The organism is Pseudomonas sp. DC1.2 (genome assembly GCF_034351645.1).
Lineage (GTDB): Bacteria > Pseudomonadota > Gammaproteobacteria > Pseudomonadales > Pseudomonadaceae > Aquipseudomonas.
Window position 1 is genome coordinate 2810170 of the sequence record NZ_CP133782.1, and the last position, 24067, is coordinate 2834236.

The 24067-nt window shown below is 59.3% G+C and carries 15 protein-coding genes; 13 read left to right on the plus strand and 2 right to left on the minus strand.

Annotation, left to right across the window (positions count from 1 at the left end; all coding sequences use genetic code 11):
- The 6 genes from RHM68_RS12765 to RHM68_RS12790 all read left to right on the plus strand — a co-directional run bounded on the left by RHM68_RS12765 (position 1) and on the right by RHM68_RS12790 (position 11833).
- Positions 1-1371, plus strand: a complete 1371-nt coding sequence (locus RHM68_RS12765; protein WP_322223509.1) for a TolC family outer membrane protein — start codon at positions 1-3, stop codon at positions 1369-1371.
- 61 nt (positions 1372-1432) lie between these two features.
- The gene (locus RHM68_RS12770) at positions 1433-4396 is read left to right on the plus strand and encodes an autotransporter domain-containing protein (RefSeq protein ID WP_322223511.1); all 2964 of its coding nucleotides are present in this window, start codon (positions 1433-1435) and stop codon (positions 4394-4396) included.
- A 142-nt stretch (positions 4397-4538) separates the two neighbouring features.
- On the plus strand, positions 4539-7544 hold the full coding sequence (locus tag RHM68_RS12775; RefSeq protein ID WP_322223783.1) for an autotransporter domain-containing protein: 3006 nt from the start codon (positions 4539-4541) through the stop codon (positions 7542-7544).
- Between the two features lie 22 nt (positions 7545-7566).
- Positions 7567-9270: a polyurethanase gene (locus tag RHM68_RS12780; protein WP_322223513.1), complete on the plus strand. Its 1704-nt coding sequence runs from the start codon at positions 7567-7569 to the stop codon at positions 9268-9270.
- 101 nt (positions 9271-9371) lie between these two features.
- Positions 9372-11225, plus strand: coding sequence for a polyurethanase (locus RHM68_RS12785; protein ID WP_322223515.1), 1854 nt, complete (start codon positions 9372-9374; stop codon positions 11223-11225).
- 242 nt (positions 11226-11467) lie between these two features.
- The gene (locus tag RHM68_RS12790) at positions 11468-11833 is read left to right on the plus strand and encodes a hypothetical protein (RefSeq protein ID WP_322223517.1); all 366 of its coding nucleotides are present in this window, start codon (positions 11468-11470) and stop codon (positions 11831-11833) included.
- Between the two features lie 106 nt (positions 11834-11939).
- Here the strand turns inward: RHM68_RS12790 and RHM68_RS12795 are convergent, their stop codons facing one another.
- Positions 11940-12164 (minus strand): YgdI/YgdR family lipoprotein, encoded by a 225-nt coding sequence (locus RHM68_RS12795; RefSeq protein ID WP_322223520.1) that lies wholly within the window; start codon positions 12162-12164, stop codon positions 11940-11942.
- 206 nt (positions 12165-12370) lie between these two features.
- Between RHM68_RS12795 and RHM68_RS12800 the strand changes: the two genes are divergently transcribed.
- From RHM68_RS12800 to RHM68_RS12810, 3 genes are all read left to right on the plus strand, one after another.
- Positions 12371-14035 carry a VRR-NUC domain-containing protein gene (locus tag RHM68_RS12800; RefSeq protein ID WP_322223522.1) on the plus strand — a complete coding sequence of 555 codons (1665 nt, stop codon included), beginning with the start codon at positions 12371-12373 and terminating at the stop codon, positions 14033-14035.
- On the plus strand, positions 14032-16311 hold the full coding sequence (locus tag RHM68_RS12805; protein ID WP_322223524.1) for an ATP-dependent DNA helicase: 2280 nt from the start codon (positions 14032-14034) through the stop codon (positions 16309-16311). The genes RHM68_RS12800 and RHM68_RS12805 overlap by 4 nt, the downstream gene beginning before the upstream one ends.
- A gap of 107 nt (positions 16312-16418) precedes the next feature.
- Positions 16419-16955: a hypothetical protein gene (locus RHM68_RS12810; protein WP_322223527.1), complete on the plus strand. Its 537-nt coding sequence runs from the start codon at positions 16419-16421 to the stop codon at positions 16953-16955.
- 77 nt (positions 16956-17032) lie between these two features.
- Here the strand turns inward: RHM68_RS12810 and RHM68_RS12815 are convergent, their stop codons facing one another.
- Positions 17033-18187: a PatB family C-S lyase gene (locus RHM68_RS12815; RefSeq protein ID WP_322223530.1), complete on the minus strand. Its 1155-nt coding sequence runs from the start codon at positions 18185-18187 to the stop codon at positions 17033-17035.
- Positions 18188-18437: 250 nt separating this feature from the next.
- Between RHM68_RS12815 and fdnG the strand changes: the two genes are divergently transcribed.
- Genes fdnG through fdhE form a run of 4 tightly spaced genes read left to right on the plus strand, consistent with a single transcriptional unit; the run spans position 18438 to position 24020 of the window.
- Positions 18438-21503 (plus strand): formate dehydrogenase-N subunit alpha, encoded by a 3066-nt coding sequence (fdnG, locus tag RHM68_RS12820; RefSeq protein ID WP_322223532.1) that lies wholly within the window; start codon positions 18438-18440, stop codon positions 21501-21503.
- Positions 21504-22439: a formate dehydrogenase subunit beta gene (gene fdxH, locus RHM68_RS12825; RefSeq protein ID WP_322223534.1), complete on the plus strand. Its 936-nt coding sequence runs from the start codon at positions 21504-21506 to the stop codon at positions 22437-22439. It begins immediately after the preceding gene.
- Positions 22436-23092, plus strand: coding sequence for a formate dehydrogenase subunit gamma (locus RHM68_RS12830; RefSeq protein WP_322223536.1), 657 nt, complete (start codon positions 22436-22438; stop codon positions 23090-23092). The genes fdxH and RHM68_RS12830 overlap by 4 nt, the downstream gene beginning before the upstream one ends.
- 1 nt (position 23093) lies before the next feature.
- On the plus strand, positions 23094-24020 hold the full coding sequence (gene fdhE, locus RHM68_RS12835; protein WP_322223538.1) for a formate dehydrogenase accessory protein FdhE: 927 nt from the start codon (positions 23094-23096) through the stop codon (positions 24018-24020).
- The last annotated feature ends 47 nt before the right edge of the window (positions 24021-24067 follow it).

The window sequence follows — 24067 nt, forward strand, 5'->3', positions numbered from 1 at the left end:
ATGTTCGGCTGTATGAATAAGCTTTCGATGCTTGCAGCGACGCTGGCGTTGCTGACCTGCAACAGTGTGATGGCCATGGGGCCGTTCGATGTTTACGAACAAGCGTTGCGCAACGATCCGGTGTTTCTGGGCGCCATCAAGGAACGCGATGCCGGCCTTGAAAATCGCATCATCGGCCGTGCCGGCCTGTTGCCCAAACTGGGATACAACTACAACAAGGGCCGCAACACGTCCAAGGTCACGTACCTCAACGATCGTGGGCAGAACCAGAGCGATGATCGCAACTACAGCAGTTACGGCTCGACCCTGACCCTGCAACAACCTTTGATCGACTACGAAGCATACGCGGCGTACCGCAAGGGCGTGGCGCAATCGCTGTTTGCCGACGAAGCGTTTCGTGGCAAGAGCCAGGAACTGCTGGTTCGGGTGTTGGAAAACTACACCAAGGCGTTGTTCGCTCAAGACCAGATCGATATTGCCCAGGCGAAGAAGAAAGCCTTCGAGCAACAGTTCCAGCAGAACGAACACATGTTTCGCCAAGGGGAAGGCACCCGCACCGACATTCTGGAGGCCGAGTCGCGTTATGAATTGGCCACGGCCGAGGAAATCGAGGCCAGGGACGAGCAGGACGCTGCGTTACGTGAGCTGGGCGCGCTGATTGGCGGGCCGGCGCTTAATATCGCCGACCTGACACCGCTGGAGGAACACTTCCAGACCTTCACCCTGCAACCGGCCAATTACGACACCTGGCACGAGATGGCGGTGGCTAACAACCCGAACCTGGCGTCCCAACGCCAGGCCGTGGAAGTGGCGCGTTATGAGGTCGAACGCAACCGTGCCGGGCACATGCCCAAAGTCAGCGCCTACGCCTCGGTGCGCCAGAACGAGTCGGAAAGTGGCAACACCTATAACCAGCGCTACGACACCAACACCATCGGCATCGAAGTCAACGTGCCGCTGTATGCCGGTGGCGGTGTATCGGCCGCGACGCGCCAGGCCAGTCGCAATATGGAGCAGGCCGAGTACGAATTGGACGGCAAGACCCGCGAAACACTGATCCAACTGCGTCGTCAGTTCAGCGCCTGCCTATCGGGCGTGAGCAAGCTGCGCGCCTATCAGAAAGCCCTGGTTTCCGCCGAGGCGTTGGTGATTTCGACCAAGCAAAGCATTCTCGGTGGTGAGCGAGTCAATCTGGATGCCTTGAATGCCGAGCAACAACTATTTACCACCCGCCGCGACCTGGCTCAGGCACGTTACGACTATTTGATGGCCTGGACCAAGTTGCATTACTACGCCGGGACCTTGAACGAACAGGACTTGGCCAGGGTTGACGAAGCGTTTGGCCAAAACCAGAGGACCAAAAGCCGATAACACGCTGCACGGCCCCCAGGATCGGGGGCCTAACACTCTAAAAACAAGAATGTGAGAAGACATGCACAAGGACGTACAGATCAAGCCGATTGCGGTCGGCACGCTATTGCTCCTGGTTTGCGCACTGCCGGGCGTGGCCACGGCTCACTATCAGGAAGCCGGCACCCTCGGCGATCCCGTCAGTTGGCGATCAGCAGAGTTTCAGCGTGATTGGGGCCTGGGCCGTATGCAGGCCGATCAGGCTTACGCCGCCGGTATCACCGGCAAAGGCGTGAAGATCGGCGCGCTCGACTCTGGCTTCGATGCCACTCATCCCGAGTTCGCCACTGACCGTTACCATCCGGTCATGGCCAGTGGCAGTTACGTCGATGGTTCGTCGTTTAACGTCGATGGCACCTTGAATGCCAATAACGACTCCCACGGCACGCACGTCAGCGGCACCCTCGGCGCCTCGCGCGATGGCAACGGCATGCACGGTGTGGCGTACAACGCGCAAATCTATGTGGGCAACACCAACAAGAACGACAGCTTCTTGTTCGGACCCAATCCCGATCCGCGTTATTTCCGTGCGGTGTACAACGCCCTCGCGGATGCGGGGGTGCGAGCGATCAACAACAGTTGGGGCAGTCAGCCGCCGGATGTCAGCTACCGGACCCTCGATGACTTGCAGGCGGCCTACGCGCAACACTTCAACAAAGGCACTTGGCTCGATGCTGCCGCTGACGTTTCGCGTCGCGGTGTGATCAACGTGTTCAGCGCGGGCAACAGCGGTTATCCGAATGCCAGCGTGCGCTCGGCCCTGCCGTATTTCACGCCGGACCTTGAAGGACACTGGCTGGCGGTGTCGGGGCTGGATCAAAGCAATCAGCAGAAGTACAACCAGTGCGGTATCGCCAAATACTGGTGCATCACCACGCCCGGCGCGAAGATTGATAGCACCATTGCGGGGGGCGGTTACGCGATCAAGTCCGGCACCTCAATGTCGGCGCCCCACGCCACCGGTGCCTTGGCATTGGTGATGGAGCGCTATCCGTACATGAATAATCAGCAAGCACTGCAAGTGCTGCTGACCACCGCGACCCAACTCGACGGTTCAATCACTGATGCGCCTAACACGCAGGTCGGCTGGGGCGTTGCCAATCTCGACCGGGCGATGCGCGGACCGGGGCAATTGCTTGGGTCTTTCGACGCTAACCTGGGGGCAGGGCAAAGTGATGTATGGAGCAATGGCATCAGCGACAAGGCACTGATCCAGCGCCAGGCCGAAGACCTCGCCGAACACAACGCCTGGCAACAGACCTTGAAAAACAAAGGCTGGGAGAACGGTGTCCCGGTCGGTGCCAGCCAGCAGGATCAGACCGACTATGCCGTGGGCATGGCACGTGATGCGGCAGCGGCCACTCGGGTTTACCAAGGCAGCTTGATCAAGTCGGGTGCCGGACGGCTGATGCTGACGGGCGACAACACCTTTCGCGGACCGACCACGGTCAATGGCGGCCTGCTGTCAGTCAACGGTTCACTGGCGTCCACGGTGATCGTCAATGAAAGCGCAACGCTGGGCGGCTCCGGCCGCATCGGCGCGCTGATCGCGAACGCGGGCGCCACCGTGGCGCCAGGCAACTCCATCGGCACCTTGCAGGTTAGTGGCGACGTCACGTTTGCGCCGGGCTCAACCTACGCCGTGGAGCTGTCGCCCACCCGCAGCGACCGTATCGTTGCAGGCGGCGCCGCCACAATCAATGGCGCCACGGTGAGCCTGTCCCTGGAAAACAGCCCGACCGTGCTCAGCCCCCAACAAGTGCAAAGCCTGCTCGGTCATCAGTACAACATTCTGCAAGCCGCGGGCGGTATTCAGGGGCAGTTCGGGACTGTGTTGCCGAACTACCTGTTCATTGGCGGCAGTCTGGATTACTCGGCGAACAGCGTTGCGCTGAGTGTGGTGCGCAACGCCACGAGCTTCGCCAGCGTTGGCCAAACGCCCAACCAGCGTGCCGTGGCCAACGCCGTGGAAGGGTTAGGGGCGGGGAACGCTCTTTTCGAAAGCCTGCTGCTGTCGCCCACCGCCCGTTCCGCACAGCAGGCGTTCCAACAGTTGTCAGGGGAAATCTATCCAGCATTGAACTCGGTGTTGATCAACGACACCCGTTACCTGCGCGATGCGGTGGGTGAGCGTCTCAATGATGCACAAGGCACTCAAAGCAACGGCTGGGTCAAAGCCCTCGGAGCGTGGGGCAAGACCGATGAGCAAAATGACAGCGCCAGCTACACGACCTCGATTGGCGGCCTGTTAGCCGGTGTCGACGGTGCGGTGGATGAGCAAACCCGACTCGGCCTGGTCATTGGCTATAGCGACAGTGCGGTCAATATGGGGTCGCGAATGCACTCATCGGCACAGGTCGACAGTTATCACCTGGGGGCCTATGCCGGCCATGAACTGGGCGCATGGCGCTTGAGCGCCGGCGGTGCGTACAGCTGGCATCGCGCCAATGTCAAACGTGACCTGCAATACGCCGACGTCAGCGCCAGACAAAACGCCAAAGTCGATGCCGCCACCACTCAAGTGTTTGGCGAAGCGGCCTATAGCCTGAACCTGCAACCGTTGTTACTGGAACCCTTCGCCAATCTGGCCTACGTGCATCTCGACAGCGCCGGGTTCACCGAAACGGGTGACGCGGGCGCTTTGCAACGCCATGACGATCAACGCGACGCGGTGCTCGGCACCTTGGGCTTACGGGCACTGAAAACCGTCAATCTGTCCAGCCGGCAGTCACTGGACCTGAGCGCCAGCCTCGGCTGGCAGCACAACCTGAACACTATCGACGCTGAACAACACTTGGTATTCGCTAACGGCAGTGCGCCATTCGCGGTGCAAAGCTCACCGCTGGTACGCGACGCGGCACTGCTCAATACGCGCGCTAGCCTGGCCTTGAGCCGGGATATTCGCTTGAACGTGGATTACGCCGGCCAACTGGCCAGCCGCGAGAAAAGCCATGGCCTCGGTCTGAGTCTCAACTGGCAGTTCTAGCGCGGTCATTTTCACTGCCACGGATTTTGGCAACACAACTAAGGATGGTCGTTGGATGGACGTTAAAAACAACAACAATTCGCTCGCACAAACGGGCAGCGCTTTTACCTGGAAACCCCCCAGCCGTGCCTTGCTCTGCGCTATGGCCATGTGGGGCACCGCCGAGGCCGCGCCTTACGTGGAAAGCGGAAAAATCGGTGACCCTAACAGTTGGCGCAGTGCCGAGTTCAATGCCGATTGGGGCGTGGGCGCCATCAACGCCCAAGACGCCTACGCCGCCGGCTACACCGGCAAAGGCATCAAACTGGGCATCTTCGACCAACCGGTCTACGCCGCGCACCCAGAGTTTTCCGGCACCCAAAAAGTCATTAACTTGGTCACCAGCGGAATTCGCGAATACACCGACCCCTATATCCCGGTCAAAGCCGGGGATGCGTTTCGTTATGACGGAGCGCCTTCGGTGGGCTCCAATGGCAAGCTCGGCGCCCACGGCACCCACGTCGGTGGGATCGCCGCCGGTAGCCGCGATGGCGGGCCCATGCATGGGGTGGCTTTCGCTGCGCAGATCATCAGTGCCGACAACGGCGACCCTGGCCCGGAGGACGGCATTATTCGCGGTAACGATGGCGCCGTGTACAAAGCGGGATGGGATGCCTTGATCGCCAGCGGTGCCCGTGTCATCAACAACAGTTGGGGGATCGGTATCACCGATCGCTTTACCTTGGGCGGCCGTAACCCGGCCTATCCGAATTTCACCGTGCAGGACGCGCAGTTGCAATTCAATGAGATCCGCCCGCTGCTGGGGACCAAACCGGGTGGGGCCTATGACGGCGCCATTGCCGCCGCCCGAAGCGGTATCGTGACGATCTTCGCCGCGGGTAACGACTACAACCTCAATAACCCCGACGCCATCGCAGGCTTGGGGTACTTCGTGCCACAAATTGCGCCCAACTGGGTCACCGTGGCAGCGCTGCAACAAAACCCTGATCTCACCAGCAGCAACCTCTACACCATCAGCACGTTCTCTTCGCGCTGTGGCTACACGGCGAGTTTTTGTGTGGCCGCTCCGGGCAGCAAAATCTACAGCTCAATCATCAGTGGCACCAACGCCCAGGACCTGACCACCGGCTACGCCAACTACAACGGTACGTCAATGGCGGCACCCCACGTTGCCGGTTCCATGGCGGTGCTCATGGAGCGCTTTCCGTACATGACCGGGGCTCAGGTGGCTAGCGTGTTGCGCACGACGGCCACCGACCTCGGCGCCCCTGGCATCGATGAGCTGTACGGTTGGGGCATGATCAATTTACGCAAGGGTATCGACGGTCCAGCGATGCTGGTGACTGAGCAAGATATCCCCCAGGCGCTGCGCATCGAGGGTGCTTATGGCGCTAGCCAGTTTGTCGCCGACTTGCCGGGCATCGGCGCCGTCATCGACGCCGGTAAACCCACGGAACGGGTGTGCAACGACGTGCAGTGTGGGCTCGACGTTTGGCGCAACGATATTTCCGGGCATGGCGGCCTGACCAAGCAAGGGATCGGCACGCTGGTGCTGACGGGCGCCAACACGTATGCGGGCCCGACGCTGGTGAATCAGGGCCGGCTGGCCATCAACGGTTCGCTGCTGTCGGCGGTTACGGTCAATGACAGCGGCATTCTCGGGGGCAACGGTCGTATCGGCGCATTGACGGCGAAGAGTGGCGGCACCGTGGCCCCCGGCAACTCAATCGGCACTTTGCGGGTGACCGGCGATGTCATCTTCGAACCCGGCTCGACGTATGCCGTCGAACTGTCACCCAGCAGCAGCGATCAGATCATTGCTGGCGGCAAAGCGCTCATCGACGGCGCGACCGTGAGCCTGTCCCTGGAAAATAGCCCAACGCTGCTGACCACGGCAGAAGCTAAAACGCTGCTCGGCCATTCTTACAACATTCTGCAAGCGGCTGGCGGTATTCAAGGCCAGTTCGGCGCGGTGGTGCCGAATTACCTGTTCATTGGCGGTAGCCTGGATTACTCGGCCAACGGCATTCAACTGGTGGTTGAACGTAACTTGACCTCGTTCACCAGTGCCGGCCTGACCCCGAATCAACGCGCCGTGGCGGCCGCAGCCGAACAACTGGGGGCCGGCAATGCGCTGTACGAAAGCCTGCTGCTGTCGCCGACAGCAGCGGTCGCGCAGCAAGCCTTCCAGCAACTGTCCGGTGAAATTCACCCGGCCATCACCACACTGTTGATCAACGACAGTCGCTACTTGCGTGATGCGGTCGGTGAGCGTTTGCGCGAGCGTGATGTGTTTGACGCCGCCCCTGGCAACGACCCAAACAACGCGTGGGTCAAAGTGCTGGGCGCCTGGGGCAAAAGCGAGGGTGGTCATGCCAACGCCAGCGCTATCAACTCCATCAGTGGGTTGCTGGCCGGTGCTGACGCGTTGATCACTGAAGATACCCGCTTGGGTTTCGTTACCGGTTATAGCGACAGTTCTTTGAGTATGGGCGACGGTACGCACTCGTCGGCCTCTGTCGACAGCTACCACTTGGGAGCGTATCTGGGGCATGCAGTTGATGCCCTGCGCCTGAGCGTCGGCGGGGCTTACAGCTGGCATCGCGCGGATGTGAAGCGTGAACTGCAATTCGGTGACGTCAGCGGCCAGCAGAAAACCAAGCGTGATGCGACGACCGCGCAACTGTTCACCGAAGCGGCGTATCGGCTGAACGTGCAGCCGTTGACTCTGGAGCCCTTCGGCAACCTGGCTTACGTGCATGTGAACAGCGACGGCTTCACCGAGAAGGGCGATGCCGCTGCGCTCAGGGGCAGCGAAGACAATCGCGACGCGGTGTTATCGACACTTGGCCTGCGGGCGGGCAAAACGATTGTGCTGTCCGATCAGCAAAAACTGGAGCTGTCCGGCAGCTTTGGCTGGCAGCACAACCTGAGTAACACCCGTTCCGAAGATCACTTGGCCTTCGTCAACGGCAACACCGGGTTCAGCGTGCAGAGTGTGTCCCTGGACCGCAACGCCGCCGTCATCGGCGCACGGGCGGGATTGGCCTTGGCACGCGACATCCGCTTGAACCTGGATTACAACGGGCTGCTCGGTTCCAACCAGAAAGACCACGGTGTGGGCCTGACCCTGGACTGGCAGTTCTGACTTGACGCAAAGGATGCAAAGCATGGGACTGTTTGATTACAAAAACGCCGGCAGTGCGGCCGGCAAAGCGCTGTACAGCGATGCCATCGCGCTGACGCTTTACGCTTACGCTCCCACGGACCAACCCTTGCCGGCGACCGGGTGGGCGCCGATTGGCGCGAAAGCGCTGGGTTACCAAGGCAAGGTCGGTGCGCAAGGTACTTTCTTCGGCGAGAAGGACGGGTTTACCAGCGCCGAAGCCGAAGTCCTCGGCAAATATGACGCCGCCGGCAAGCTGATCGGCCTCGGCGTAGCCTTCCGTGGGACCGGTGGCCTGGGTTACAGCGACACTTTTGGCGACCTGAAAAACAACCTGCTGGCCGCGGTCGGTCCCGTGGACTACGCAACGAACTACAGCAAAAACGCCTTCGACAGTTTGCTCAAAGACGTCGCCGCGTTCGCCATCGCCCATGGTCTGAGCGCCACGGACGTGCTGATCAGCGGTCATAGCCTCGGCGGGCTTGGGGTCAACAGCCTCGCGCAACTGAGCGGCACCCACTGGGGTGGCTTCTTCAAAGACGCCAACTACGTGGCGTTCGCCTCGCCGACCCAAAGCAGCACGGGTCACAACGTGCTCAACATAGGCTACGAAAACGATCCGGTGTTTCGCGCACTCGACGGCAGCACCTTTAGCCATGCGTCCTTGGGCAAACACGACGCTCATCAGGCGTCGGCGACCAACAACATCGTCAACTTCAACGATCACTACGCATCCACTGCACAGAACCTGGTGCCGTTCAGCATCCTCAACCCGCTGAGCTGGTCAGCCCACGGCTCGCTGGGCTATGACGACGGGTTGAACCGGGTGATTGACTCGCGTTTCTACGACCTCACCAACAAAGACTCGACCGTCATCGTTTCCAACCTCACCGAGTCGTCGCGAAGCAAAACCTGGGTCGAGGACTTGGGCCGCAGCGGCGAACCGCACACCGGCACCACGTTCATCATTGGCACCGACAGCAACGACTTGCTCAAAGGTGGCGCCGGTAATGATTTTCTTGAAGGCCGGGACGGTAACGACCGGTTCCGCGATGACGGTGGCTACAACATTTTGCTCGGCGGCAAGGGCAGCAACACCTTCGAACTGCAAAAACCGTTGCAGAATTTCAGTATTGCCAATGACGGCGATGGCACGCTTTACGTGCGTGACGCCTACGGCGGTATCAGCCTGACCCGAGACATCGGCGCACTGGTGAGCAAGGAGTCGAGCGGCTGGTGGGGCATGAGCAGCAAGGAGATCACCTACACCGTCAGCGCCAACGGTTTACTCAACGGTAGCGAACTGACCCACTACAACTACTCGCTCAATGGTGATGCCTATGGCAACACCTTGACGGCCACTGGCGACGGTGACTGGCTGTTCGGCAACGCCGGTGACGATCTGCTGCGCAGCGACAAGAGCCATGTCACCTTCGTTGGCGGCGCCGGCAATGACGTGATGTATGCCTCGGGCGGCAACAACACGTTCCTGTTCAGCGGTGCCTTTGGTTTCGACGCGATCAATGGCTATCAGGGCAGCGACAAGCTGGTGTTCATGGGTGTCCAGGGCGCAGGGCAGGGCTACGACTACAAACAACATGCTTCACAGTCGGGCCATGACACGGTGCTCAGTGTGGGCGATTTCGCAGTGACCCTGGTCGGGGTCGGGCTGGATAACCTGTCCACTTCAAACATCACGTTCGCGTAACAAAAGCTGCACGTACTGAATGCTCCGGGGCGCCTCGTCAGTGAGGTGTCCTGGTTGTGAGCTATCTCTGACAATTCCAACAAAGAGAGAGGCGATACCCAATGGGTGTGTACGACTACAAACACTTCGGCACAGCAGATTCCAAGGCATTGTTTACCGACGCCATGGCGATCACGCTGTATGCCTATCACAACCTCGATAACGGTTTTGCCAGCGGTTATCAGCACAACGGTTTCGGCCTCGGGCTACCGGCAACGCTGGTCACCGCGCTGATTGGCGGCACCGACTCGCAGGGCGTCATCCCCGGCGTTCCGTGGAACCCCGATTCTGAAAAACTCGCACTCGATGCGGTGAAAAAGGCCGGCTGGACGCCCATCACGGCTTCACAGTTGGGCTATGACGGCAAGACTGACGCAAGGGGAACCTTCTACGGCGAGAAGGCCGGGTTTACCAGCGCTCAGGTCGAGATTCTCGGCAAGTACGACGCCCAGGGTCATCTCACTGAAATCGGCATTGCCTTTCGTGGCACCAGCGGCCCTCGGGAAATCCAGATCAGCGATTCGATCGGCGACATCATCAACGATCTGTTGGCCGCTTTGGGGCCCAAGGACTACGCGAAAAATTACGTTGGTGAAGCGTTCGGCAAACTACTGGGTAACGTCGCCGCGTTTGCCAGCGCCAATGGCCTGTCGGGCAAGGACGTATTGGTCAGTGGCCACAGCCTTGGCGGGCTGGCGGTCAATAGCCTGGCGGACTTGAGCACGGGTAAATGGTCGGGGTTCTACAAGGACTCCAACTACATTGCCTATGCTTCACCGACCCAAAGCAGCACCGACAAAGTGCTTAATGTCGGTTACGAAAACGATCCGGTATTTCGCGCCCTCGACGGCTCGACGTTCAACCTGGCGTCAGTGGGCGTACACGATGCCCCCAAAGAGTCGGCCACCGACAACATCGTCAGTTTCAACGATCATTACGCTTCGACGGCGTGGAATGTCCTGCCGTTTTCCATCCTCAACGTTCCGACCTGGATTTCGCATTTGCCGACGGCTTACGGCGACGGCATGAACAGGATCATTGGATCAACGTTCTACGACCTGACCAGCAAAGATTCGACCCTCATCGTCGCCAATCTCTCGGATCCCGCGCGCGCCACTACCTGGGTACAGGACCTCAATCGTAACGCTGAAGCCCACAAGGGCAGCACGTTCATCATCGGCAGCGACAGCAACGACCTGATCCAGGGCGGCACGGGCAACGATTATCTGGAAGGCCGCGATGGCGACGACACCTTCCGCGACGGTGGTGGCTACAACATCATCCTGGGCGGCAAGGGCAACAACGTGCTGGACCTGCAGCAGTCGGTGAAAAACTTCGACTTTGCCAATGATGGCGCCGGCAATCTGTATGTGCGCGATGCGAATGGCGGCATCAGCATCACCCGCGACATCGGCAGCATCATCACCAAGGAGCCCGGATTTCTCTGGGGAATATTCAAAGGGGATGTGACCCACAGTGTCACCGCCGAAGGCCTCAAAGTGGGTAACAACCTAACGTCATACGCCTCGACGGTCAAAGGCGGGGTAGGGGCCGATACGCTGAAGGCTCATGCAGGAGGCGACTGGTTGTTTGGCCTGGACGGCGATGATCACTTGATCGGCGGCAAGGGCAACGACGTGTTTGTCGGCGGCGCTGGAAACGACCTGATGGAATCGGGCGGCGGGATCAATACCTTTCTGTTCAACGGAGCCTTTGGCCAAGACCGAATTGTCGGCTATCAGGCCAGTGACAAACTGGTGTTTATCGGGGTCCAGGGCGTGACGCCAAATGACGACTACCGAGCCCATGCGACAACGGTCGGGCACGACACGGTGCTTACGTTTGGCCACGACTCGGTAACGCTGGTCGGGGTGGGGCTCAGCAGCGTGTCGGGTTCAGGAATTGTGATCGCCTGAACATCTTGTGGCGCCGGCAAGGACCTCTTCACAAGCCAGGCCGCTCCCATGGTTGTTGATCCAGCGGGGGAGCGAGTCTGCTTGGGAAGAATGATAAACCGGTAATACGGTGACTTGCTGGCCACTCTTTGACTCCAATCCCTGCACCCGCAGGAACTGGCACTAAAGCATCAGCCCGCGTTTGCGTTATGTCTATTGCGCACACGCGGCATGCCGCCATTGAACACAGGAGATTCAAAACAGTGAGTAACAGCAAGCGTTTTGCTTTGGGAATGGTTTTAGCCGTGTTATCGGCAAACGCCGCTGCAGAACTGCCTCAGCATTCGATTTTGAGCCGTTATGGCATGACCCCGGATGAACTGCCAAAGCCGTCAGCGGCAGCCCTACTCAAACCCATCGAAGAGAAAAGTCTCTTTCAGCTTCAGCCTGAACAGCCTTGGGCGAACATTCGTCTCGGTGACGGGAAAAAGCCTGAAGTGACCGGCAACATCAGTATCGACCATTCGGTGCAGCAGGAATTTGAGCGTTGCCAAAGACTGCGTGACGAAATGCTCAAGCGCGGCGAGCGCTATAGCGTCTGTGATACCGGCATTCCAGGAATGCCCTGATTTTGCCGTGAGTGTGTAAGGCCTCTTCACGGGCAGGCCCGCTTCCACATTAGGCCGCGACTCAGTGTGGAAGCGAGTCTGCCCTCTATGAGCGATAGCGCGGTCGTTAGTCTTCCTTGCGCACTGTTGCTACATCGTTGCCATTGACCCTGACCTTCGCTCCGGAAATATCCTCGAATTCATAGAAGCCGTCCTTGGTCTTGGTTTTCGGCATGTCTTTGGTCAAATATTGGGTGCCGTTCTGCAAAGTCACCACCGTGGGTGTCGAGCAACCGGCCAGGGCCAGGAACGCCGCTACCGCGACAGGCAAGCCCAGAGTCTTGATATTCATGTACACCTCTCATCATTTTCTAAAATAGGCGACCGGCTCGATGGGGGCGGGTCGTTAACTCAGTGGTATGCCGATTGGTGCGACGGATCGACGAAAAGTTCGATCACCCGGCAAAATTGGCTTAATCAGTTCGCCGCCCATCCTTTTCCATTTGCAACGGGCAGGGCGTAGCTGGTATCTGTACGCATATCCAGTATTCGCTTGCCATGGCCCTTTTTTCTGTGACTGAAAACCCGCTCGACGATCCGTTCTACTACTTGAACAACTTCATGCAAGTGCTTGATTGGCTTGAACATCGCTACGCCGATGTATTGAACAGTGACGAGCAGGACTTCATTCGTGAGTTCAACCAGTTGCCCCGCGAGTCCCGGGCGCTGCTGGTGCGAATGGTCATGCGCAAGGGCTTGCACTTCAGGGCCAGCAAGTTGAAGTACCTCGAGATCGGCGACATTGCCAGTGCGGCTGGGCCATTACTGGCGCTGGGCTGGATCGATGAGCAATCGCCGCTGTCCATCGAATCGTTGTTCGACGTGTTGCTCAAAGCAGAAATTCTCCAGTGCCTGAGTCATGCCATCGCTCAGCCTAAAGGCAAAAAAGCCGACTGGCTCGGGCCACTGAGCGAGCAGTTTACCGAGGCTCGCAGCTTACGACAGTGGAGCCCGCAACTGGATGACCGGCTGTTTAGTCTGACCACCATGGCCCTGATTGACCGCCTGCGCTTGATGTTTTTCGGCAACCTTTACCAGGACTGGTCCGAGTTCGTGCTGGCCGACCTGGGTATTTTTAGCTACGAGAAAGTCGAGTTTTGTGCCGCGTCACGTGGCCTGCGCTGCCGCGAGGACGTGGACGCCGGTGTGTTCCTGCATGAGTGTCAGCAGCGCTTCGAGTCGGGTGAGCCGGTCGCGGACATCGTCGCAGACATCAACGCACTGAACCTGGACAACCCTTGGTTACAACGACGCCGGGGCAAGCTGTTGTTTCAAATCGCACAACAGTGCGAACGCCTTGGCGATTTCCCCGGCGCCCTGAGCATTTACCGCGACTGCGCTTACCCCGGCGCCCGCCAGCGGCGAATTCGTGTGCTGGAGCGCTGTGGTGAATATGCGTTGGCCATGCAACTGGCGGTAGACGCTGAGCAATCCCCGGAAAGCGCGGCCGAGCAGCAGCATTTACTGCGTGTACTGCCAAGGCTTCGACGCAAACTGGGCGGCGCACCGATGAAACGGGCAAGCCCTCGGCCAATGTTGCGCCTGGACGTGCAGTTATCCAGGACCGATCCTGCGCGCTCGGTGGAGTATTACGTTCAGGCACACCTGGCAGAGGCTTCGGCGCCCGTGCATTACGTTGAGAACAGTCTGATCAACTCGCTGTTCGGGCTGCTGTGCTGGCCGGCTATTTTCGCGCCGTTACCGGGGGCTTTTTTCCACCCGTTCCAGCGCGGGCCGGTGGACTTGCTCCATGAGGACTTTCACAGCCGCCGCGCGGAACTGTTCCAGGCCTGCCTGGGCGAACTCGACGACGGGCGTTATGTGCAAACGATTACTGAACGCTACGTGACGAAGTGGGGGGTGCAGTCGCCCTTTGTCTTCTGGGGTGCGTTGACCGAAGAGTTGCTGGCTCAGGCGCTGGACTGCCTGCCCGCTGACCACCTCAAGCGCTGGTTCAATCGCCTGTTGCTGGACATCAAGGCCAATCGCACCGGCATGCCGGACCTGATCCAGTTCTGGCCGCACGACAAAACCTACCGCATGATCGAGGTCAAAGGTCCTGGCGATCGCCTGCAAGACAACCAACTGCGTTGGCTGGAGTTCTGCCATGAGCATCAGATGCCGATTGCCGTCTGCTATGTGCAATGGGCGGACCACACGTGAGCTATCGCATTGCTGTTCGGGCGTTGTGCGAGTTCACCGCCAAGGTCGGCGACCTCGACCTGCGCTTCACGCCCTCGCCGACGGCACTGGAAGGGATTGTCGGCCATCGAACGGTGGCCTCACGGCGCAGTGATCATTACCAAAGCGAAGTGGCGCTGGAGGGGCAGTTTCAAACGTTGAGCGTCAAAGGCCGGGCTGACGGTTACGACCCGCAGCAAAACTGCCTGGAGGAAATCAAAACTTACCGCGGTGACCTGAGTCAGCAACCGGCCAACCATCGCCTGTTGCACTGGGCGCAGGCGAAGATATACGGCTGGCTGATGTGCCAGAAATTGCAGGTGTCGCAGATCAACCTGGCGTTGGTGTATTTCGATATCGTCAGTGAAAAGGAAACCTGCCTGATTGAATCGCACAGTGCCGTGGACCTTGAGCTGTTCTTCGAACAGCATTGCCGGTTTTTTCTGCACTGGGCTGAGCAGGAAATGGTCCATCGAGAAGGGCGCAATCAAGCGGCACGGCAGTTGGCGTTTCCGCATGCCGACTTTCGTCCGGGCCAGCGCCATCTGGCCGAATCAGTATTCAAGGCCGTGAGTACCGGGCGTTGTCTGATGGTCCAAGCCCCGACCGGCATTGGCAAGACCATCGGCACGTTGTTTCCGATGCTCAAAGCCCTCGGTCCGCAGCAACTGGACAAGGTGTTCTTCCTCACGGCGAAAACCCCGGGACGCAAACTGGCGCTGGACGCCGCGCAGGTGATTATCGACAGCGCCGACGCGCCACCGTTGCGAGTGCTGGAGATGATCGCCCGGGACAAGGCCTGCGAACACCCGGACAAGGCTTGTCACGGTGAGTCCTGCCCGTTGGCACTAGGTTTTTATGATCGCTTGCCCGCCGCCCGCCAAGCCGCCAGCCAGTTAACTCTGCTAAACCAAAGCGCGCTGCGCGACGTCGCGCTGAAACACGCGGTATGCCCCTATTACCTGAGCCAGGAAATGGCGCGATGGGCAGACGTGGTGATTGCCGACTACAACTATTACTTCGATTTCAGCGCGTTGCTGTTCGCACTGGCCCAGGCCAACCAATGGAACGTCGCAGTGCTGGTGGACGAAGCCCACAACCTCGTGGAACGCGGCCGGCAGATGTACAGCGCGAGCCTGGACCAGGCGACCTTGAATGCGGTGCGCAAAACCGCCCCTGAAGCCCTGAAGAAATCGTTGCAACGGATCAATCGTGAGTGGAATGCGTTGCAGGCCCCGCAACTTGGCGCGTATCAGGCCTATGACAAGCCGCCCGAAAAGCTGTTGCAGGCCCTGTCGTTGTGCAGCGCCAGCATCGGCGACTACCTCAACGATCATCCCCAAGGCCTGGACAGCGATTTACAGGGGTTTTATTTCGAGATTCTGCAATTCAGTCGGGTGGCCGAGTTGTTCGATGAGCAGTTTCTGTTCGACATCAGCAAGCGCGACCTCGACCGCAAGCGCCCCCTGTCACAGCTGTGTCTACGCAACGTGGTGCCTGCTGGTTTCATTCGCCCACGCCTGACGGCTGCGCGCAGCACCGTGCTGTTTTCCGCCACGCTGAGCCCACGGCATTATTACGCCGACCTGTTGGGCACCCCGGCCAACACGGTATGGATTGACGTTGAGTCGCCATTTCAGGCTGACCAGTTGCAGGTACACATCGTCAACCAGATATCGACACGTTTCGTCCACCGTCAGACGTCCCTCGCGCCCATCGTCGAACTGATCGCGCGCCAATTCGCACGGCGACCCGGCAATTACCTGGCATTTTTCAGCAGTTTTGATTATTTGCAGCAAGTGGCGCAGTTATTGGTTGAAACACACCCGCACATTCCCCAGTGGTCACAATCCAGGGGGATGGCGGAAGGACAGCGCCAAGCGTTTCTCGATCAGTTCACCGCTGACAGTCAGGGCGTTGGTTTTGCGGTACTGGGCGGGGCTTTTGGCGAAGGCATCGATTTACCCGGCGCACGCTTGATCGGCGCTTTTATTGCCACCCTGGGGTTGGCGCAGCTCAATCCGGTCAACGAACAGTTGAAACAGCGTATGGCCGCGATGTTCGGCGCCGGCTATGACTACACCTACCTGTTTCCTGGCGTACAGAAGGTGGTACAAGCAGCGGGAAGGGTGATCCGAACCCAGCAGGATCAAGGGGTGGTGATGCTGATCGACGACCGTTTTGGCGAGCACAAGGTCCGGCAATTACTGCCGAGCTGGTGGTCGGTTGAAACCGGGCAGGGCAGTCACTCGCGCTGACGCTTTTGCCCCCCAGTGGCGGTCACTGGTCAGCACTTCAGCGTTTGCAGCTGAACTTGTCAGAGCAAGGTTCTTCTAAAAATTCTCTGCCCTTTTGTGTGAACCCCGTGCCCAGAATACTGACCGAGCCAACGGCTGAAGAAACGCTAAGTGAACACAACGCCAAAATGTTTGGCTCACCCAAGGAACGTCTGGATTTCTACCGCCGGGAAATCCAGTACGAAACCAGCATCCTGGCCAATCGCACGGATGCTTACTTGGCAGCACAGTCATTTTTAGTGATTGCCTTCGCGTCTTGCATGGCCAACCTCAACCCTGAGTGGGGCAAGCTGTTCACTATCGTCGTGCCACCGTTTTTGGCGCTGCTGGGGCTGCTCAGTTCGCTGAATGCGTGGCCGGGGATTCGCGCCGCTTACGACATCATCGATCACTGGCATTTCAAGCAGAGTGAATTGCTGCGCAGCGAACCGTTGATGGGGCTCGCTTATGACGAGTCGCCGCTGTTTTGCGAAACAGAATCGAGCCACAAAGGTTATCGCAAGTCGCTGTTATTTTCCGTGCGCACGCCGTGGATCTTTGCCGTGTTCTGGATGTTGCTGGGCAGCTACTCGTTTTACATCCAAGTCACCAACCCCGGTTCCTGACAGCCACTTTCAGCGAATCATTTATATCCGCACGGCGGCTGCCGGCACCGGGTCGGCGGGCCTCAGGATCGAGCCAATCAACCGTTTCGCGTGAGCAACGCGGCCTCCATCCGTTTGATTCCTTCCTCCAGCAACGCCCGCGGGCAGCCAAAGTTCAGGCGCACAAACTGCTGGCTGTGATCGCCGAAGTCCAGTCCGGCGCTCAACCCCACTTTCGCCTGCTCAAGAAAGAACTGCTGGGGATTGTCCAGCCCCAACGCCGAGCAATCGAGCCAGGCCAGATAAGTACCTTGAGGCACCTTCAGGGTCACGCCCGACAGTCGCGTGCGAACCGCGTCTACCAGGTAATCACGGTTATTTTGCAGGTACGCCATCAACCTCGTCAGCCAAGGGCCACCCTCGCTATAGGCGACGCGTGTGGCTTCAAGGCCCAACGGGTTAACGCTATCGACCATGCCGGAGCGGGCATTATTGACGCGCATCAACAGCGCCGGGTCTTGAATAATCATGAACGAGGTCTTCAGCCCAGCGATGTTGTAGGCCTTGCTCGCCGACATCAGTGTGAGGGTGCGTTGGGCAATTTCGGGACTCAACGAGGCTGTGGGAATGTGTACGCGACCGTCAAAGCAGAGTTCGGCGTGGATTTCGTCGGAGATGATCCACGCGTCCTGCTCCAAACAGATATCGGCCACCGCTTGCAACTCTTCCCGCGGGAAGACTTTGCCCAGCGGGTTATGCGGGTTACTCAGCAGCAACGCGCCGCCACCGGTCAAGGATTCGCGCAGTGCGTCGAGCGGCGTGGCATAGGTGCCATCAGCCTGTGTGACGAACTCCAGCTCGACTTTGTTCAGCCCCCAATGGCCCGGAGCATGGCGCAACGGTGGGTAGTTCGGGGTTTGTACGACAACGTTTTGAGTGGGCTTGACCAGCGCGTGCAAGGCCATGTTGAAGCCGGGTTCAACCCCCGGCAGGAAGATCAGTTCCTGGGGTTGAACGCGCCAGGCGTATTTGTTCCAGAGATCGGCCACGATCGCGTCGCGCAAGGTGTCTTGGGCCACGCTGTAACCGAGCATCGGATGCTCCAGGCGTTTTTGCAGGGCCTGGATGATCACCGCAGGCGCGGCGAAATCCATGTCGGCAACCCACATCGGCAATACATCAGCCGGGTAGCGGCTCCATTTGGTGCTGCCGGTGGCGTGGCGGTCGAACACCTGATCGAAATCGGAAGTCATGCTCAGTCTCATAAAAGGCAGGGAGGGAATCCGGCGACCATGATAAGCGCCAATCCTGATGGACGCTAACGTGCTCGGGACCAGGCCGTCACCGCCGGCATTGCCAGCGTCTGCGCTTCCACCGGTCGGTTTCCGTCACGCGCACTGGCGCATTGGCTAGAGTTTGAGTGTCGACGGCCTTGCTGCCGTCAGCGTGTTTGTACAGAAAATCCGGCTAACGCGCCGGGTTCCACCTGAACAGGAGTGCACGATGGATCTCAGTCGTCGTCAATTCTTCAAGGTCGCGGGTATCGGCCTTGCAGGCTCTAGCCTTGGCGCGTTGGGCATGGCCCCGACGCTGGCCTTCGCCGAGCAAGTGCGTCATTTCAAACTCACGCACACCCATGAAACCCGCAACACCTGCCCATACTGCTCGGTCGGCTGCGGCTTGATCATGTACAGCCAGGGCGACACGGCGAAGAACGTCGCCCAAAACATCATCCACATTGAAGGTGACGCCGACCACCCGGTCAACCGCGGCACCCTTTGCCCCAAAGGGGCGGGACTACTGGATTTCATTCACAGCCCCGACCGCTTGCAGTACCCGCAGATGCGCAAGGCGGGCAGTACCGAATGGACTCGCGTGTCCTGGGATGAAGCGCTGGACCGCGTCGCCGACCTGATGAAGGCTGACCGCGACGCCAATTTCGTTGAGAAAAATGCGCAGGGCCAGACAGTGAACCGCTGGCTGACCACCGGTTTTCTCGCAGCCTCGGCGGCGTCCAATGAAGCCGGCTACCTGACCCATAAAGTCATTCGCAGTCTCGGCATGCTGGGGTTCGATAACCAGGCGCGTGTCTGACACGGTCCGACGGTGGCAAGTCTTGCCCCGACGTATGGCCGTGGTGCCATGACCAATACCTGGACCGATATCGCCAACGCGAATCTGATCCTGGTGATGGGTGGCAACGCAGCAGAAGCGCACCCTTGTGGTTTCAAATGGGTGACCGAAGCCAAGGCGCACAATAAGGCGCGGCTGATCGTGGTCGATCCGCGATTCACCCGGACCGCGTCCGTGGCCGACTATTACGCACCGATTCGCACCGGCACCGACATCGCCTTCATGGGCGGTTTGATCAATTACCTGCTGACCGAAGACAAGATCCAGCACGAGTATGTGCGGGCCTATACCGACGTGTCGTTCATCGTCAAAGCCGGGTTCAGTTTCGAGGACGGCATTTTCAGCGGTTACGATGCGGCCAAACGCACCTACACCGACAAGTCCGGCTGGGGCTATGAAATGGGTGAGGACGGCTTTGCCAAAGTCGATCCAACCCTGCAAGACCCGCGCTGCGTCTACCAACTGATGAAGGTGCATTACAGCCGTTACCACATTGACCTGGCCAGCCAGATTTGCGGCATGCCCGTAGAAGCGATCCAAAAAATCTGGGAAGAAATCGCCACCTGCTCGCAACCGGGCAAGACCATGACGATTCTTTATGCCCTGGGCTGGACCCAGCATTCCATCGGCTCGCAGATCATCCGCAGCGCGGCGATGGTGCAGCTGCTGCTGGGTAACGTCGGGATGCCGGGCGGCGGGGTCAATGCCTTGCGCGGGCACTCCAATATTCAGGGCCTGACCGACCTTGGTTTGCTCTCCAACTCGTTGCCTGGTTACCTGACACTGGCCGGCGACGCTGAGCAGGATTACGACACGTACATCGCTAAACGTGCGCTCAAACCGTTGCGGCCGGGGCAGCTGTCTTACTGGCAAAACTACGGCAAGTTCCACGTCAGCCTGATGAAAGCCTGGTATGGCGCCAACGCCACGGCAGACAACCACTGGGCCTACGACTACCTGCCGAAGCTCGACATTCCCAGCTACGACATCCTGAAAATGTTCGACTTGATGGGGCAGGGCAAGGTCAACGGCTACCTGTGCCAGGGCTTCAACCCGATCGCCGCGCTGCCGGACAAAAACCGGGTAATGGCGGCGTTGGCGAAGCTCAAATGGCTGGTGGTGATGGACCCACTGTCCACCGAAACTTCAGAGTTCTGGCGCAATGTCGGACCGTACAACGATGTGAAGTCCGCTGACATTCAGACCGAAGTCATCCGCCTGCCCACCACCTGTTTCGCCGAGGAAGACGGCTCGTTGGTTAACAGCAGCCGCTGGTTGCAATGGCACTGGAAAGGCGCCGACGGGCCGGGCGAATGCCGCACTGACGTGAGCATCATGAGCCAGCTATTCTTGCGCTTGCGCAAGCGTTACCAGGAAAAGGGCGGAGCGTTTGCCGATCCGATCCTGAAGTTGTCGTGGCCGTACAAAATCACCGACGAACCGTCGCCGGAGGAGCTGGCCAAGGAGATCAACGGCTACGCCATCACTGACTTTACCGACGCTGGCGGCACGGCAATCAAGGGCAACTCGCAACTGAGCGGCTTTGCACAACTCAAGGACGACGGCAGTACGGCGTCCGGTTGCTGGATTTTCTGTGGCAGCTGGACTGAAATGGGCAACCAGATGGCCCGCCGTGACAACAGCGACCCTTACGGCATGAAGCAACATTTGGGCTGGGCTTGGGCGTGGCCGATGAACCGGCGGATTCTCTACAATCGCGCCTCAGCGGACCCGCAAGGTAAACCGTGGGCCGAGAACAAACGCTTGGTGTGGTGGAACGGTAAGGTCTGGGGCGGCACAGACGTGCCGGACTATAAGGCCGACGTGCCACCGGAGGCCGGGATGAACCCGTTCATCATGAACCCCGAAGGCGTGGCCCGGTTCTTCGCCGTCGACAAAATGGCTGAAGGGCCGTTCCCTGAACACTATGAGCCGTTCGAAACGCCCATCGGCATCAACCCGCTGCACCCCAACAACAAGAAAGCCACCAGTAACCCGGCAGCGCGCATCTTCGATTCCGTCTGGGAAACCCTCGGTGTGGCCAAGGATTACCCCTACGCCGCCACCAGCTATCGGTTGACCGAGCATTTCCACTTCTGGAGCAAGCACTGCAAGCTCAATGCAATTGCCCAGCCTGAGCAGTTCGTCGAGATCGGCGAAGTGCTGGCCAAAGAGAAGGGCATCGTCGCCGGTGATCGGGTACGGGTCAGCAGCAAGCGTGGTTTTATCGAAGCGGTGGCGGTGGTGACCAAGCGGATTCGTCCCTTGCAGGTCAACGGCCAGGTCGTACACCACATCGGTATCCCGCTGCACTGGGGTTTTACCGGGCTGACGCGGCACGGCTACCTGACCAATACCCTGGTGCCGTTTCTCGGCGATGGCAACTCGCAGACCCCGGAATCCAAGTCATTCCTGGTTAACGTGGAGAAAGTCTAGATGGCCAGCCAAGACATCATTGCCCGTTCTGCCACCACCACCGTCCCGCCGTCGGTGCGCAACATCGAGGAAGTGGCCAAGCTGATCGACACCACCAAGTGCATCGGCTGCAAGGCCTGCCAGGTCGCCTGCTCGGAATGGAACGAGTTGCGTGACGACGTCGGCCATAACCTCGGCACCTATGACAACCCTCAAGACCTGAGCGCCGACACCTGGACGCTGATGCGCTTCACTGAGCATGAAACCGACGCCGGCAACCTTGAATGGCTGATCCGCAAGGACGGCTGCATGCACTGCGCTGAACCGGGTTGCCTGGCGGCGTGCCCCAGCCCAGGGGCGATCATCAAGCACGCCAACGGCATCGTCGATTTCGATCAGGACCATTGCATCGGCTGCGGCTATTGCATCACCGGCTGCCCGTTCAACATCCCGCGTATCTCCCAAAAGGATCACAAGGCTTACAAATGCACCCTCTGTTCGGACCGAGTGGCCGTTGGCCTCGAACCGGCATGCGTGAAGACCTGCCCGACCGGGGCCATCGTGTTCGGCACCAAGGAAGACATGAAAGAACACGCGGCCGAACGTATCGTCGATTTGAAAAGTCGTGGCTTCGAAAATGCCGGATTGTACGACCCGTTGGGCGTCGGCGGCACGCATGTGATGTACGTGCTGCACCATGCCGATACGCCTCAGCTGTACGCCGGTCTGGCGAAGGACCCGGCGATCAGTCCGCTGGTAGGCTTATGGAAAGGCGTGAGTAAACCTCTGGCGCTATTGGCCATGGGCGCGGCGGTGCTGGCCGGCTTCTTCCATTACGTGCGCATCGGGCCACAGCGGGTGGAAGAGGACGAGCAGTCGACAGTCAAGGACTCGACGGTCCATGAAGTCGATCCTGCGGTCCATACCTTCGATCCACGCGGGGAGGACAGGCCATGAGCCGTAAACCGATCCTTCGCTACACGTCCAACCAGCGCACCAACCATTGGCTGGTAGCCATCCTGTTTTTCATGGCCGCGCTTTCGGGGTTGGCGTTGTTTCATCCGGCGCTGTTCTGGTTCAGCAACCTGTTTGGCGGTGGGCCTTGGACGCGGATTTTGCATCCGTACATGGGCGTGGTGATGTTTGTGCTGTTCCTCGGGTTGGTGATCCGTTTTTGGCGCGCCAATTTCTTTATTCGCAACGATGGGCTGTGGCTCAAGCGCGTGGGGCGAGTCATCCGTAACGAGGAAGAGGGCGTGCCGCCCATCGGTAAGTACAACCCTGGGCAGAAGCTGCTGTTCTGGACGTTACTGGCTTGCATGTTGGCGTTGCTGTTCAGTGGGCTGGTGATCTGGCGTGCCTGGTTCAGTGTGTATTTCGGCATTACCACGATTCGCTGGGCCATTTTGCTGCACGCGCTCGCGGGGTTCGTGCTGGTGCTGAGCATCATCGTGCATATCTATGCCGGAATCTGGATCAAAGGCTCGGTCGGGGCTATGTTGCATGGCTGGGTCAGCCGCGCATGGGCCAGAAAACACCACGCACTCTGGTATCGAGACGTGACTCGGGACGAGACGCAGGACCGGCCAATCAGCAAGAAAGGAGGATGACTTGGCGACGATTCTTGAGCCTGGAGAAATAGAAGCCGCGGCAAGTTCACCGCCGTTTCTGCACCTGCCGCCGCGTAACCTGTTTACCTTGCGGGCATTACGGCTGGAGCGTTTGGCGGAGGGGCATCCGCTCGCCGACTACCTGCGCCTGGTCGCCGGCCTGTGTCATCTCCAGCAAAATCTGATGGATGCGCCGCCGGCAAACGTGATGCTCGATCCGGTGCGTCTTAAGCAGTGTCAGCAACACGGTTTACCGCCGTTTGCCGCTGACACGCTGGTGCGCGAGGACGCTTGGTTGCCGTACCTGCACGCTCTGTTACAGCGATATCAGCCGCCCGCGCAACCTGCGATCGAAAAAGCCGTGACGATGCTGCGCAATGCCAACGCCGGTCAACTCAAGGCGTGGGGTATATCGCTGGTCAGCGGTCAATACGCGCTGCTTCCGGCAGCGCTGGTGCCGTTCCTTGGTGCGGCGCTGCAAGCGTGCTGGAGTCATTGGTTGCTGGACACGCCCAATCTGGAGCTCAAGCCTGGCGATAGCCTCAGCCAGTGCCCGGCCTGTGGTTCACCGGCCATGGCCGGGGTTATTCGTCATCGTGCCAAATACAACGGCTTGCGCTATCTGGTGTGCTCACTGTGCGCCTGCGAGTGGCATGTGGTGCGGGTCAAATGTGTGTATTGCGAACAGAGCAAGGGCCTGGATTACGTGAGTCTTGAGGATGATCGGCACGCCGCTAATCAGGCGCCGCTGCGGGCGGAAATCTGCCCTGGCTGCAATAGCTATCTCAAGCAGATCTATCTCGAGAACGATGCCGAAGCCGAAGCGCTCTCGGCCGACCTGAGTAGCCTGATTCTGGACATGCGCCTGGAGCAGGAAGGCTATCAGCGTTTGGCGCCGAATCTGTTGCTGGCACCCGGAGGCGACTGAGCGAGTCCCTTTGAACTCAACGTCTACACTCAGGCGCGACGGTCAAT